Origin of the sequence: Pantoea ananatis LMG 2665, from assembly GCF_000710035.2 — a bacterium.
In the GTDB taxonomy this organism is placed as follows: domain Bacteria; phylum Pseudomonadota; class Gammaproteobacteria; order Enterobacterales; family Enterobacteriaceae; genus Pantoea; species Pantoea ananatis.
The window spans coordinates 38,377-53,371 of the sequence record NZ_JMJJ01000010.1; the positions used below are offsets into that span (position 1 = coordinate 38,377).

Genomic DNA, 14,995 nt, shown 5'->3' on the forward strand with positions numbered 1-14,995 from the left:
TACTGGAATAATATAACTATACACTGGAATATCTTTCAGCCTGATTGTTTACAGCGCATAGTGAGATGCACTTTCCAGTTATGCCCGCTGACCAGCTCGTAATCTAAAAAACCGTCAAGTCGTCCGCACAGTGATTTATCTGACCTTCGCCTGTACAGCCTGAACACGTTCACAAAGCCCTGTCCACCTGGGCGAAGCTGTATCCCGCTGTCAGCTGTCAACATGATTCCGTTAAAGGCCAGTTCCGCAGCCTTGATGGTTTTAGCGCATCCGTTCTCTTTTTACCTTTCTGGTGTTTCGGTGACGCCGATTCGGAAACAGGATAAAGGAGCACAGCAGCGGTCAGGTATGCGCATCAAGAGGCTACCTTGCGACAGATAAGCGCTATATAATCTCTTGCATTACGCTTCGGGGAAACCTTATTGAATACAACATTAAAGCGCCTGATGCTTGCAGGCATAGTGACGCTTACCGCCTTAAACAGTTACGCCAGCCGTGTTGTGACCGATCAAATTGGCCGCACCGTTACGATTCCAGATCGGGTTGATCGTGTGGTCGTGCTTCAGCATCAAACGCTGAATCTCCTGGTGCAGTTAAACGCGACAGATAAAATCGTAGGGATTCTCGCTAACTGGAAGCAGCAGCTAGGGGACAATTACGCGACGCTGGTACCTGAACTGACGCATAAAGCGCTGCTGGGTGATTTGACCCACGTGGATTTGGAAAAGCTGGTTGCGCTGCATCCACAGGTGGTATTTGTCACTAACTATGCGCCAAAAGAGATGATTGACCAAATCTCTGCATTGGGTATTCCGGTCCTGGCAATTTCATTGCGCCATGACGACGCCGGACAGCAGGGTGAGATCAACCCCAATATGCAAAACGAAGATCAGGCGTACGACCTGGGTATAAAAGAGGGGATTACGCTGATTGGGGAAGTCGTCAACAGGCAGCAGCAGGCCAAAGCGTTAATCTCAGCGGCATTCGCCGGTCGTCAGATCGTCACCGACCGTCTCAAAAATATCCCCGAGCAGCAGCGTGTTCGCGCCTATATGGCTAATCCCGATCTGACCACCTACGGAGCGGGTAAATATACCGGCCTGATGATGGCGCATGCCGGTGCCCTTAACGTGGCGGCCTCGTCGATTCAGGGATTCAGGCAGGTCAGCATGGAGCAGGTTGTCGTATGGAACCCACAGGTCATCTTCGTTCAGGACCGCTATCCACAGGTGGTAAAGGAGATTCAACAGAATCCCCTTTGGCGAACCATTGATGCAGTGAAACATCACCGGGTATGGCTGATGCCTGAGTATGCCAAGGCATGGGGCTATCCCATGCCGGAGGCCATAGGGTTAGGCGAACTGTGGATGGCGAAAAAACTCTACCCAGATAAATTCCGCGACATCGATATGCAGCAGCAGGCTAATCGCTGGTATCAACGGTTCTACCGGACGTCATACCATGAGAAATCTACAGATTCTGGCAGCAGGTAGCCTGCGTGACGTGTGGAAGATGCTCATGACCGCCTTCCATGCCGAATCCGGCTTAAAAGCAAATACTCAGTATGGGCCGGTCGGCCTGCTGCGTCAGCGCATTGAACAGGGTGAAATATGCGACCTGTTTGTGTCGGCTAACCTACAGCATCCAGAAAAGCTGCGCCAACAAGGCCTGGCAGATCATACCGGCCATTTTACAAATAACAGGCTTTGCCTGACGGCTAAACGTGATTGCGTCATTGAACAGGATGACTGGCTGTCGCTATTACTCCGTGAGGATTTGCGGCTGGGAACCTCAACGCCGCTTTGCGATCCCTCAGGTGATTACACCCTGCAGTTGTTTGACCATATCGAACAGCGCCATCCCGGTTGTGGCGATGCACTCAGGCAAAGAGCGATCGCGATGGTTGGCGGACCAGACAGCTTGCCTGTGCCTGCGGGTGACCTGGCGGCGCAGTGGATTATCAATGCAGGCCATGCTGAGCTGTTTATCGGCTACGCCAGCTATGCGCCTCGCCTGGCTCGTTTTTCCCAGCTTCGGGTTTTTAACATTCCTTCCGCTTACAATGTCCAGGCACGATACGGCTGGGCCACGCTGTCCGCCGCTGCCAGGCCGCTCGCGGCATTCCTGAGTTCCGATACGGCGCAACAGATTTTACGCCAGTACGGTTTTCTGTCCCTCAGCCAGTGACAGAACAGGCTTTCAATTTCTTTTTCGCAGGGGCGCGCTTAGCGAGATGTCACATCTCTGCCCCGCGCCTTGAAACTTTTTCACCTGTTGATATGCAGACTCGACATTTAGCCTTTAACTGGTTATCTTTGGCTGTCTGGATGTCTAAACGTATATATGGTTACTAGAGGTGATTAAGCTATGCCAATCAGGGTCCCCGACGAATTACCGGCAGTGAATTTTTTACGTAACGAAAACGTCTTTGTGATGACGTCGTCACGTGCCAGTGTTCAGGAGATCCGTCCGCTTAAAGTGCTGGTTCTTAATCTCATGCCCAAGAAGATTGAGACGGAAAACCAGTTTCTGCGCTTACTCTCCAACTCACCGCTGCAGATCGATATCCAGCTACTGCGCATCGACAGCCGGGAGTCGCGGAATACACCCAGCGATCATCTCAACAACTTCTACTGCAATTTTAACGATATTCAGCACGATAACTACGATGGCTTAATCGTGACAGGTGCGCCGCTGGGCCTGGTTGAATTTAACGATGTGGCTTACTGGCCGCAGATAAAACAGGTGCTGGAGTGGGCGAAAGACCATGTCACCTCAACGCTGTTTGTCTGTTGGGCCGTCCAGGCAGCATTAAACATTTTATATGGCATTCCTAAACAGACCCGGCAGACTAAACTGGCGGGCGTCTTTGAGCATCAGATACTGCATCCCCATTCCTTACTGACGCGGGGATTCGACGATAATTTCCTCGCTCCCCATTCACGTTACGCTGATTTCCCGACGCAGCTCATCACGGATTATACCGATCTGGAATTATTTGCTGAATCGGAACAAACCGGCGCGTATCTGATGGCGAGCAAAGACAAAAGGCTGGCGTTTGTGACCGGGCATCCGGAGTACGATGCACTGACGCTGGCGGGAGAGTTTCAACGCGACTATGAAGCCGGGCTGAATCCTGAAGTACCCTATAACTATTTCCCACAGGATAATCCGCAGCTTACACCGCGCGCCACCTGGCGTAGCCATGGAAACCTGCTGTTTTCAAACTGGCTGAATTATTACGTCTACCAGATTACGCCGTTTGATCTGCGCCATATGAATCCCACGCTGGAATAATCCTTTTTTAGCGACAACTGAACCGTGTTAGCCGCTGGCAGCACGGTTTTTTTTCGTCTGTAAAACGTGAGTGAAAAGTATTACCTGTTAAACAATAAAATAAATCATTTATTAATCATTATGATAAGTTGTTTTTACATTAAAAATGGAAATAGTTTTTGATTTTAAAATTAAAATGAATATGCTCTGATCCTGTAGCTCAATAATTACCCTATCTGTGGATCATCCATGTTGATCCGCCTGTAAACAGGAGAGAGCAGACATGACAGACTCGGTTATCAACAGTGAATTACTTTTCAGTAAACCCTTTAGCGATGCGGAAAAGCAGTTGCTTACTCCCGACGCCATCGCTTTTCTGCAGGAACTGGTGACGCGTTTTGCACCCCAGCGTGAGAGATTGTTAGCCGCACGTCAGGTCCGGCAAAAAGAGTACGATTCCGGCGGGTTACCTGACTTTGATATGGAAACGGTTTCCATAAGAGAGCGAGCGTGGACGATCCGTGGTATTCCGGCCGATTTACAGGATCGTCGCGTTGAGATCACCGGTCCGCCCGATCGCAAAATGGTGATTAACGCCTTGAATGCTAACGTAAAGGTGTTTATGGCCGACTTTGAGGACTCGCTGGCACCTTGCTGGGAAAAACTCATTGACGGACAGCAAACCTTACGGGAAGCCGTGGCGGGAACGCTGCGCTATACCAGCGAGAACGGAAAAATCTATCAGCTACGGGCCGATCCTGCGGTATTGATGTGCCGGGTACGTGGACTGCATCTGTCTGAAAAACATGTTAGCTGGCAGGGCAATGCGATTCCCGGTGGTCTGTTTGATTTTGCTCTCTACTTTTTTCATAACGCGGAAGCCTTACTGGCAAAAGGCAGTGGCCCCTATTTTTATCTGCCTAAAACTGAGAGCTGGCAGGAAGTTGCGTGGTGGCGGGATATCTTTAGCTTTGCCGAGGATCGTTTTGATCTGGCTCGCGGCACCATAAAAGCCACCGTATTGATCGAAACGCTACCGGCGGTATTCCAGATGAACGAGATCCTGTGGAATCTGCGGGATCATATCGTGGGGCTGAACTGCGGCCGCTGGGATTATATTTTCAGCTATATCAAAACGCTGCGCGAACATGCCGATCGGATTCTGCCCGACCGGCAGTCTGTAACCATGGCTCAGCCTTTTCTGGATGCTTACTCACGACTGCTGATCCAAACCTGCCATCGCCGTGGTGCTTTTGCCATGGGCGGCATGTCAGCGCTCATTCCCAGCAAAGATAGCGCGCGCAATGAATGGGTGCTGCAGCGCGTAACTGAAGATAAACAGCGTGAAGCCAACAACGGACATGACGGTACCTGGATCGCGCATCCCGGTCTGGCAGACACGGCGATGTCAGTCTTCAACCAGGTACTGGGTGAACGCCCCAATCAGCTCAACATTCTGCGGCAGGATGACAGCCCGATAACGGCAGAGCAGCTTCTGGCACCCTGCGAAGGCGACAGAACCGAAGCGGGCATGCGCGCCAATATTCGGGTGGCGTTGCAGTATCTGGAAGCCTGGATTAGCGGCAATGGCTGTGTCCCCATCGATGGCCTGATGGAAGATGCCGCAACTGCAGAAATTGCCCGGACTTCAATCTGGCAATGGATCCGCCATCAGAAATCTCTGCTCGATGGACAGCCGGTCACGGCCGCGCTCTTCCAGCAACTGCTGAACGATGAGCTGCAAACGCTACAGATGCATCTGGGCGATAAGACATTCAGTTCAGGTCGTTATGAGGAAGCGGCGCGCCTGATGGCGCAGATCACAACTCAGGACGAACTGGTTTCCTTTCTGACTCTGCCAGGCTACCGCCTGCTTCCCTGACTTAAGGAGCCGTTGCCATGACACGTACTCAACATATTCAGCAACTCGAAAAACAGTGGCAGGACGCGCGCTGGCAGGGCATTACCCGCCCGTACAGCGCAGAGGAAGTGATTAACCTGCGGGGCTCTGTTGTGCCGGCCTGTACTCTGGCAGAGCGGGGGGCGGTGAAGCTCTGGTCGCTGCTCAATGGCGACGCCAAAAAAGGCTATATCAACAGTCTGGGAGCATTAACGGGCGGTCAGGCTCTGCAACAGGCAAAGGCCGGTATAGAAGCGATCTACCTGTCTGGCTGGCAGGTCGCTGCTGATGCCAACGTAGCAGGACAAATGTATCCGGATCAGTCGCTTTATCCGGTCAACTCCGTGCCTGAGGTGGTCACCCGTATTAATCAGACATTCCAGCGCGCCGATCAGATTCAGTGGGCTAACGGCACAGAACCGGGAGACAGCCGCTATATCGACTATTTTCTGCCCATTGTTGCCGATGCAGAAGCGGGCTTTGGTGGCGTGCTGAATGCGTTTGAACTGATGAAGTCATTGATCAGCGCAGGCGCGGCGGCCGTGCACTTTGAAGATCAACTGGCGGCGGTGAAGAAATGCGGTCATATGGGCGGTAAGGTGCTGGTGCCAACCCAGGAGGCGATACAGAAGCTGGTGGCGGCGCGTCTGGCTGCCGATGTCATGGGCGTACCCACGATCCTGCTGGCGCGGACCGATGCGGATGCTGCAGACCTGATCACGTCTGACTGTGACGAATACGACCGCCCATTTATACGCGGCGACCGCACGGCGGAAGGTTTTTTCCGCACCAACGCCGGCATTGAGCAGGCAATCAGCCGTGGACTGGCTTACGCCCCTTACGCCGATGTCCTTTGGTGTGAAACCTCCACCCCGGATTTGGCCATGGCCCAGCGTTTTGCCGATGCGATTCACGCCCGCTATCCAGGCAAGCTGCTGGCTTACAACTGTTCGCCTTCGTTTAACTGGAAAAAGAATCTGGATGACAAAACCATTGCGGCCTTCCAGCAGGCGCTCAGTGACATGGGCTATCGCTTTCAGTTCATTACGCTGGCGGGCATCCACAGCATGTGGTTCAACATGTTCGATCTTGCGCACGCTTACGCTCAGGGCGAAGGCATGCGCCACTATGTGGAAAAAGTTCAGCAGCCGGAGTTTGCTGCGCGCGAACGGGGTTACAGCTTTTCATCGCATCAGCAGGAGGTCGGAACAGGCTATTTCGATCAGGTGACCAACACGATTCAGGGCGGCAAGTCATCGGTGACGGCCCTGACAGGGTCCACCGAGGAGCATCAGTTTTGAGTTGAGTCTGTGTCTTTCCCGCCCGGCATCTGCGGGCGGGCTTTTTCAGGAGTGAATCATGCCGCCACGCGAATCACTGATTGCTCACACCATTCTGCAGGGTTTTGACGCGCAGTATGGTCGTTTTCTCGACATTACCGCAGGCGCACAACAGCGTTTTGAACAGGCCGAATGGCAGGCGGTACAGCAGGCGATGAAGGCGCGTATTCATCTTTACGATCATCACGTGGCATTAGTCGCCGATCAACTGCGCGTGCTGAACGGGGCGGCACACTGGGACGATGACTTTTGGCTGACGATTAAAAGCCATTACGAAACCCTGTTGCCCGGCTATCCGCGCTACGAAATTGCCGAGAGCTTCTTTAATTCGGTGTATTGCCGGTTGCATGGCCATAATGCACTGCAGCCGAAACGCCTGTTTATTTTCAGCTCTCAGCCAGCCTCAACGCAAACTTCCCCTGCGCGCCCTCTGGCGCGGACCTATCTGCCACATCAGGGCTGGCAAGCGCTGTTCCATCAGGTACTGCGCGACCTGCCTTTAACGCTGCCATGGCAGGATCGGGCGCGCGATGAAGCGTGGATTCACCGCCATTTGCGCGAGCAGTTTTCCGCCGCCCAGTTGAAGCAGGGCTGGCTGGACGTGTGCAGTGAGCTGTTTTTTCGCAACAAAACCGCCTGGATTGTTGCCCGGCTGCACCTGCCCGACGGCATATTTCCCTGTCTGTTGCCGATTCAGCGCAGCGATAAGGGCGAACTGTGGATTGATACCTGCCTCACGGACGTCAATGACGCGAGCATCGTGTTTGGCTTTGCCCGCGCTTATTTCATGGTCTATGCGCCGCTGCCGGCGGCGCTGGTGGCCTGGCTCAAGCCTGTATTGCCGGGTAAAACCCTGGCAGAGCGCTATATGGCTATCGGCTGTCAAAAACATGGCAAAACGGAAAGCTATCGGGAATATCTCCAGGCGCTGGCGCAAACCGACGCCGCGTTTGAGATTGCACCGGGTATTCGTGGCATGGTGATGCTGGTGTTCACATTACCGGGCTTTGATCGGGTATTTAAAGTCATCAAAGATCGGTTTGCACCGCAAAAAGAGGTCACAGAAATGCAGGTCAGGGCCTGTTATCAGCAGGTCAAAGAGCACGACCGTGTGGGGCGCATGGCCGATACACAGGCTTTTGAACAGTTTGCGTTGCCGCTCGCGCGTATCGCTCCCGCGCTACTGGAGGAATTTCAACACACGATTGCCGGAAAGATACGTATTGAGGGCGATCGCCTGATCATCAGCCACCTCTGGCTGGAACGTCGGATGCAGCCCCTGAATCTTTACCTGGCGCAGGCCAGTGAAAACCAACGCCAGCACGCCATTGAAGAGTATGGCAATGCGATCAAACAGCTGGCTGCCGCCAACATCTTTCCCGGCGACATGCTGTTTAAAAACTTTGGCATCACCCGACACGGGCGCGTCGTGTTTTATGATTACGATGAAATCCGCCCTATGCAGGAACTCAATTTTCGTGAGGTTCCTCAGGCGCGATATGAAGAAGATGAGCTCAGTGCGGAGCCCTGGTACAGCGTGGGGCCGGATGACGTATTTCCTGAAACCTTCCGCTATGCATTATGCAGCGAGCCTGCCACAGGCGCGCTACTGCAACAGCGGCATCCGGAAATTTTTGAGGCTAGCTGGTGGCGTGCACAACAGCAGCGCATCGCTCAGGGGCATATTGAGGACGTGATCGCCTGGCAGCATGCCCAGCGTTTCTGCATCCGTTACGGCAGCACGTTGACGACGTCGTCACGTGTGCCTGCTACTGCAGGCATTCAGCCGTCCGTTTTTGCCAGCGGCCATGAATCAAACAGATAACCATCGAAATCAAGGTCATCAACATTGGAAAACTCCAGCAGGCGCTGTTTCACGTTTTCAAGATGTTGCCACATCGCCAGCTTTGCAGCGCGTGCGTCCTTCTTGATGAGTGCAGCAAGAATCTGTCGGTGATCGATCAACCATGCTTTACGATAAAGCGTATCGCCCAGGTGACTGTGCAACTGAATCCACATAGGGTTATTTTCACGCCATTGCCATGACTGGCGAAACAGTTCGACCAGCATGCTGTTATGCGTTGCTTCGGCAATGGCAAGATGAAAATGCATGTCACCGCTCTCTGAGTTTTCCAGCGAGCAGCTTGCCAGTTCGCGCTCTTCTAACAGCAGGGCCTGACGCATTTTGACGATATCTTCCCGCGTGGCCTGAAGCGCGGCGAATTCGGCGATATTACTTTCCAGTAGCTGTCGTGCCTGAAGCTGTTCAAACGGGCCGGCATCGTTGCAAAAATGCGTGTTCACTTCTTCAATACGTAATGGATTTTTGTGCTCCACCACATAAATACCAGCACCGCGTCTGACTTCGATTAGCCCTTCAATTTCCAGCATAATCAACGCCTCGCGAACCACGGTGCGGCTGACGTCGAGCATGTCAGCAATTTCACGTTCTGGCGGCAAACGCTGACCCGAGCGGTAAGGCGTCTCCAGAATCAGTTGCCGGATTTTTATACCCACTTGCTGATAGGGCCGCTGCTGAGAGACAGACCTCATAATTATGCTCCCGTCAGATACCGTTCCGGCGAAAACTATATCACCCAACGGGTAAGGTAACAGGGTTTTGCGCACGTTAAGATAAACTGGTTGACCAGATGAAAAGGGGATTTATCCCTTATTTAACAATTAATTGCGGTTTTTATTAAAAGTGACATCATACGATGCCACTTTTGAAACACCTGTGCGACGTAATGGATGCGTCGTTACTTCAACATAAAATCGTATTGCACGCCGGTTTTCACATCCCAGTAATAAAGTTTATCGCCCAGCGCGCTGCCGGGCCGCTTCTCTCTGGCACGGTCAGCAGCCACGTACATATTCAGTCCTTTGAATGGCCCATCGGTAACGTTATACATCACCGCTCCCATGAGTCCGAGCCCGTTAATTTTAGTATTACGCTGCTTGTCTTCGTAACCTCTGGTGATAACTGGCCCCAGCATGACACCGACGTTTTGATTAAAGAAATACTGCCCGCCAAACTGCGCGGATAACATGTTTTCCTTGTTGCGGTCGATGCTCAGAGAGTCGGGATAGCCAATATCGGTGTAGACAATGCGCCCATCGATATCATGGGTCAGTTTGCCCACGGCGCCAAACAATCTTGCCTTATCAAAAGAGTAAGTTAAGCGTCCGGAAATTAAGGCGGTCTCGTGATGGTAACTAAGAGGCTTACTCATCCCTTCTACCTGACCATAAAATCCCATAAGCTCCCACTTCAGTGTATGGTCGTTGGAAAAGGTATGCGTTTTTTCAAAAATGCTCTGCACCTGGGTTGAGACATCTTGCTGATAAGACGCCCCCAACGAATAGCGTGACGACGCATCGTGCCATGATCCCACCAAATAGCCGCGTCCCCGGCGGGGATGGTACTTACCTGTTGCGCTGTCAATCACCCCTTCATCACGCACGCCGGTTGCCGAATCGACATAGTAGAAGGCGCGTTTACGCCACATTGACCAGAATTCCAGGTTTTCTGTTGCCTCAAAACGGGCCAGGACGCCTTCAGAAATCGTCTGTATCGTGCGGGACGAATTATCGGCGATCAGTGGAATGCGGTAGGGGAGACTGCCGTAACCATAGTCGGTACCAAACCGCCCAATGGTTAAGTAGAGATTATCGGCGGGTTTAAGCTTGACCGCGCCGACTGCCACGCCAAAGCTATCGTGCCCATCCAGATAGTAGCGGGTGCTCCAGCCGTCTTTCGCCCCCAGTTTGTATACGTAATAGGCACCCGCGCTGATACCAATAAAGTCAGAATAGTAGCGGGTGTTCACATCAATGAGCCCGCCTTGTACCCAGGCGTAGATATCACGCCCGGTACCTGCACTCGGCTTGTCTGCTCGTCGAAAATCATTCTTTAAACGAATTCTTAAACTGTCTTCATTATCATTAATGGCTGCGGCGTACAGCAGCGAGGGACACAGCAGCAAAGCGATGGCCATGCAGCGAAAAAAACGTGTGTTCATAAAGGAATCCCTGGCGTATTAAGTATTTTCATTACGTTCAGGCGCAGGCAGAACGGGCTGCTATCCGATGGGATCAGCCATGCGTAACGTGCAACCCACTCAAGAACTGGCCTGGTTGAATTAAGGGCGTGCGTTATTATCCTGCTGCCACACCTGTTCATAGTCGTAGCCGGTCAGGGCCTTCACCACGACTTTGGTTTCGGGTGTACAGTCGGCTTTATTCCCGCCGGCCTTAAGGCGATCAATTTCTTTCACCAGAACCCGATGCGTTTCACGGGTCAGTTTAAATTTGAAGGTCATATATAAGCTGATGAGTAATAAACCACCGGAGCCAAAGACCAGCAGACCAGTAATTGCATTCAGCGCACTTTCTGGCTGAATTAACTGCCCTTTGACGAAATGACTGTGCTCCAGTACGGCACCGACTATCATAATTGCGACGGCCACGGTACTTTTGCGCATCAGCGTCATCACGCCAGCAAAGACGCCTTCACGCCGTTGACGTGTGACCATTTCATCCACATCAGGAATAAAGCTGTAAATATTCCAGGGAATAAAATAAAGCCCTGCGCGGCCAAAACCTAACAGAACAAATACCAGCGTGGTGAGCCACCAGGAAGACACAGCGCTATGGCCGATATACATCAAAATGAGATAACCGAGTACAGCAAAAATACACAGATAAGAAATACGCATGGCCAGGGCGGGCCTGATATTCAGCTTGTCCAGCATAAACATGAAAAGCAGCGTCGCGGGAATGGATACGGAGGTGGCAATCGAAAGATAGGCTGACGCGTTTGCCGCATCCAGGCTCAGGCCATATACGACGAAATAAACAAACACCGCTATGAAAATATCCAGCGCCGTAAATGATGAAATATAGATAATCAAGTGCTGTCTGAATATTTTGATTTTGAAGGTGGTGGCCAGCTCGATAAACATATTTTTCAGGTGGGATATCAGTCCAATACTTGGCCCGGCGTTAAGTCGCTCAAACTCTTCGGGATTCATGTCTTTCGATTCCCAGGTACAGGACCAGGTAATCAGCACCACAATAAAAAACAGGCATGAAAACAGGATACCGGTGTAGGTGAATGTCAGGGCAGAGTCCTGACCAAAATACTGGATCATAACGCCCGGTACTGAGGCGGTGAGGAAGGTGCCCACCTGAGAAAACGTCAGGCGGATTGCCGCCATACGGGTTCTCTCGCCAAAATCGTTGGTCATCTCTGCCGCCAGGGTTTCCCAGGGCACTAACACCATCGCCACCAGTAACTCTACCGCGAGATAGGTTCCAAGATAGTACCAGTAGCTCATGTCGCTGACCCAGACCAGCGCATAGATAAACATCAGCGGGGCGCTGATGAGCAGAAAGAAGCGGCGTCGGCCAAAACGTTTACCGAGGCGGGTGCTGCCAAACTTATCGGTGATATAGCCCATTATCGGGCTGAGAATAGCGTCAATGATGCGGGCGATAGCAAAAATGGAGCTCGCCTCGAGCATCGAAAGACCACAAAATGTCGTATAGAAAAAAAGCAACCAAGTCCCAATTAGCGCCATGGAGCCACCGCCAAAAATATCGGTAATGCCATAGCCTATTGCGGTGCCCGTGCCCACCTTCCTGCGTGGCGGTATTGTTGTTGTCATCATAATGTTCCCTTGATTAATTCAGCGTAACGGTCAGAAAACATCTTCAGGTTGTTGTGCGATCGTGAAGATGAAGAGAATTGTTTTTTAGTTAATTTGTAATAGGAGAAAACGGTTAAATTGAATCGACGCTTTGTTTAAATAATGTTCCTCCTTTTGTTTTTTATTGTTGGTTGGTTTTAATGTTTAAAATAAGTGGGTTGATTCCCGTTCTGATGTTTAATGTCAAATGAACTTTATTTTGGTTAACCAGTGTTGACGGTGGTTAAGTCAACACAGTGAAGGCTATGTTGATTATCTGTCAGTGTATTTTTTGCTTGTAGTGCGAATGCATGGTAATCAGTCTGCTCTTTTAAAAAAAAGAGGTCGATCACAAATCCCCTGGATGTCCATAAGTTAGACTCAAAGTCAACTTTTGGTTGACCAGTTAAATGAATGGGATGTTTTATTATGTGAGAAGGATGTTATTTGATGTGGGTCTTGTTTGGGGTTTTTGTTAAATAAGGTGGTGGATAATATATAAAATCTATTCTTCTTGTAATGTATAAAAGTAATGAAAATAACGCTTTTTATTTTTTTTGAAATTATTCAAGGAATCGATAATGATTTATTTTACATCAGGACGTGTTCCATCCTCTGCAAAACTTGAAGCCGCTATGGATGCGGTTATCGATCAGGCGATTGATGCACAGCGCATTGTCGGTTGTACGGTGATGGTAGCCCAAGCCGGCGAATTAATGTATCAGCGAGCGGCGGGTCTGGCTGACAGAGAGCAGAAGAAAGGCATGGCGCTGGATGCGATTTTCCGCCTTGCCTCGCTGACCAAACCCATCGTGAGCCTGACGGCAATGCGCCTGATCGAACAAGGGTACATGACGCTGGATGACGACATTACGCGCTGGCTTCCCGATTTCCGTCCCTGCCTGGAAGAGGGGAAACCTGCAACCATCCGGGTGCGACATCTCCTGAGTCACATGTCAGGTTTACGTTACCGTTATTCCGCGCCGGCTGATTCCCTTTATCACACCCTGAACGTGTCTGATGGGATCGACTATCAACCGGGATTATCCATCGAAGAGAATCTACAACGCCTGGCAGGCACTCCGCTGCAGTTTGAACCGGGAAGCGGCTGGCGTTATTCCCTGGGCATTGATGTTTTGGGCGAAATCATGGTGCGGGCAACCGGTAAGCGTCTGCCGGATCTGGTAAGTCATGTGGTCACGGAACCGCTCGGGATGAAAGATACGCTGTTTACCGTCAGAGATGAGGCGCGTTTAACCACGGTGTACACCGATGACAGCCCGGTGCCCACGGCGATAGGCGAGAATCAACGAATACCTTTTGGTGAGGGCGCAGCCATTTTCTGTCCTGACCGTATTCTCAAACCCGATGCCTGGCCGTGCGCCGGCGGGGGAATGGCAGGGACGGCCCCCGATTTCATGCAATTGCTGGAAACGATCCGGCGGCAGGGCGCGCCGCTGATTACGCGCGACAGCTTTGACTATATGACGCAGGAACACGTTGCCGCGAAATATGCCACGCAGGGACCGGGATGGGGATTTGGTGTGGGCTGGGCACTGCTTGCCGATCCCGATGCGGCCGGGTCGCCTCAGTCAGCGGGCACGCTGTCGTGGAGCGGCGCTTACGGCCATACCTGGTTTGTTGATCGCCAAAAAGAACTCTGTGTACTAGCCATGACAAACACGACGCCGGAGGGGGTAAACGGTCAGTTCCCCGTGATGCTGCGCGATGCCGTATATAGCGGTCTTGCGTAATGGATTGTTGGACTGACGGCGGGCGCCCCCTTTTAGGGCGGCGCTGGCCAGTCCACAGGCTGTTTCTTATAAAGGCTGCGGTTGAGAAAGCATGAAGAGCGCGCTGGCGTTATCGGGTGAGGCGGGCGGCATTTCTTTAACGGCCACTGTACGCCAGGGTGACCTGACGGGCTTCGCGGATGACCAGCGCGCCCAGTTCGGTGATGCGGTCGTCCGTCATGCGGGCAATAGGCCCAGAGATGGAAAGCGCCGCAAATGGCTCGCCGTGCTCATCGTAAATGGGGGCCGCCACACAACGCAAACCGAGCGCATGTTCTTCGTCATCGAAAGAAAATCCCCGAGTCCGGATCTGTGCCAGATTGGTTTTCAGACTCTGAGGTGACATCAGCGTATTGGGCGTGTAGTAATGCAGGCCTTTCTGATGCAGCAGAGCGGTGACCTGCTCGTCGCTGAGATGCGCCAGAAAAGCTTTACCTGCGCCCGATGCATGCATTGGCAGTTTGCCGCCGATCGGTGCAGACATGCGCATCAGTTGCGTACACTGTACCTGATCGATAATCACCGCCTGAAAATCGCTGAGGTCCAGCACCGCCAGATTGACCGTTTCACCCGAGTTTTCCATCAGCGTACGCAGCACCGGGTGGACCAGCGCCAGCAGGTTCCGGCTCTGTAAAAAACTGCTGCCAACCACAAACGCATGTGCCCCCATGGTCCAGTAGCCTAAATCGCCCTCCTGGCGCACAAACCCCTGCTGCTGCATAGTGGTCAGCAAGCGATGTGTTGTGGAGTTAGGCAACCCGGCCTGCTGCGCGAGTTCGGTAAGCGCGACGCTGCCATGTGAATTAGCGATCAACTCCAGCAGCGTTAACCCACGGGTCAGTGACTGAACCTGACCGCCTGCGGGCGCTGAGGGGGCAGGGGTGCCACGGGGTTTTTTTCCGCGTTTCGCGGCGACGGGCGTTGCCATTCTGTTTCTCCTTTTCACATAGTGGAAACCATTTTCGTTTTAATCTGCCTGAATGCAAACGCTGACGT

Annotated in this window: 11 protein-coding genes; 7 read left to right on the forward strand and 4 right to left on the reverse strand. The window is 52.2% G+C overall.

All coding sequences use genetic code 11. From position 1 onward, the window contains the following. Window positions 1-446: 446 nt before the first annotated feature. The 6 genes from EL29_RS19215 to aceK all read left to right on the forward strand — a co-directional run bounded on the left by EL29_RS19215 (window position 447) and on the right by aceK (window position 8,341). Window positions 447-1,493: an ABC transporter substrate-binding protein gene (locus EL29_RS19215; protein ID WP_014595041.1), complete on the forward strand. Its 1,047-nt coding sequence runs from the start codon at window positions 447-449 to the stop codon at window positions 1,491-1,493. Continuing rightward, the gene (locus EL29_RS19220; protein WP_028715923.1) at window positions 1,462-2,187 is read left to right on the forward strand and encodes a substrate-binding domain-containing protein; all 726 of its coding nucleotides are present in this window, start codon (window positions 1,462-1,464) and stop codon (window positions 2,185-2,187) included. Before EL29_RS19215 ends, EL29_RS19220 begins: the two co-directional genes overlap by 32 nt. A 180-nt stretch (window positions 2,188-2,367) precedes the next feature. After that, entirely contained in the window at window positions 2,368-3,297 is a 930-nt protein-coding gene (gene metA, locus EL29_RS19225) for a homoserine O-acetyltransferase MetA (protein WP_013024132.1), read from the forward strand. A gap of 262 nt (window positions 3,298-3,559) precedes the next feature. After that, a complete protein-coding gene (gene aceB, locus EL29_RS19230) occupies window positions 3,560-5,158 on the forward strand; it encodes a malate synthase A (RefSeq protein WP_014595043.1) in 1,599 nt (532 codons plus the stop codon). A gap of 17 nt (window positions 5,159-5,175) precedes the next feature. Beyond that, window positions 5,176-6,477, forward strand: a complete 1,302-nt coding sequence (aceA, locus tag EL29_RS19235; protein ID WP_014595044.1) for an isocitrate lyase — start codon at window positions 5,176-5,178, stop codon at window positions 6,475-6,477. Window positions 6,478-6,535: 58 nt separating this feature from the next. Then, window positions 6,536-8,341, forward strand: a complete 1,806-nt coding sequence (gene aceK / locus EL29_RS19240; RefSeq protein WP_028715924.1) for a bifunctional isocitrate dehydrogenase kinase/phosphatase — start codon at window positions 6,536-6,538, stop codon at window positions 8,339-8,341. Here the strand turns inward: aceK and uxuR are convergent. The 3 genes from uxuR to EL29_RS19255 form a co-directional block, all read right to left on the reverse strand. Continuing rightward, the gene (gene uxuR, locus EL29_RS19245) at window positions 8,299-9,069 is read right to left on the reverse strand and encodes a Uxu operon transcriptional regulator (RefSeq protein ID WP_014595046.1); all 771 of its coding nucleotides are present in this window, start codon (window positions 9,067-9,069) and stop codon (window positions 8,299-8,301) included. The genes aceK and uxuR overlap by 43 nt on opposite strands. A gap of 206 nt (window positions 9,070-9,275) precedes the next feature. Continuing rightward, window positions 9,276-10,538, reverse strand: coding sequence for a glucuronide uptake porin UidC (gene uidC / locus EL29_RS19250; protein WP_013024137.1), 1,263 nt, complete (start codon window positions 10,536-10,538; stop codon window positions 9,276-9,278). A 120-nt stretch (window positions 10,539-10,658) separates the two neighbouring features. Next, window positions 10,659-12,188 carry an MFS transporter gene (locus EL29_RS19255; RefSeq protein ID WP_013024138.1) on the reverse strand — a complete coding sequence of 510 codons (1,530 nt, stop codon included), beginning with the start codon at window positions 12,186-12,188 and terminating at the stop codon, window positions 10,659-10,661. A 599-nt stretch (window positions 12,189-12,787) separates the two neighbouring features. Here EL29_RS19255 and EL29_RS19260 point away from each other — a divergent pair. Beyond that, on the forward strand, window positions 12,788-13,960 hold the full coding sequence (locus EL29_RS19260; RefSeq protein ID WP_028715925.1) for a serine hydrolase domain-containing protein: 1,173 nt from the start codon (window positions 12,788-12,790) through the stop codon (window positions 13,958-13,960). 136 nt (window positions 13,961-14,096) lie between these two features. Here the strand turns inward: EL29_RS19260 and iclR are convergent, their stop codons facing one another. Beyond that, window positions 14,097-14,927, reverse strand: coding sequence for a glyoxylate bypass operon transcriptional repressor IclR (gene iclR / locus EL29_RS19265; protein ID WP_014595049.1), 831 nt, complete (start codon window positions 14,925-14,927; stop codon window positions 14,097-14,099). Window positions 14,928-14,995: the final 68 nt, after the last annotated feature.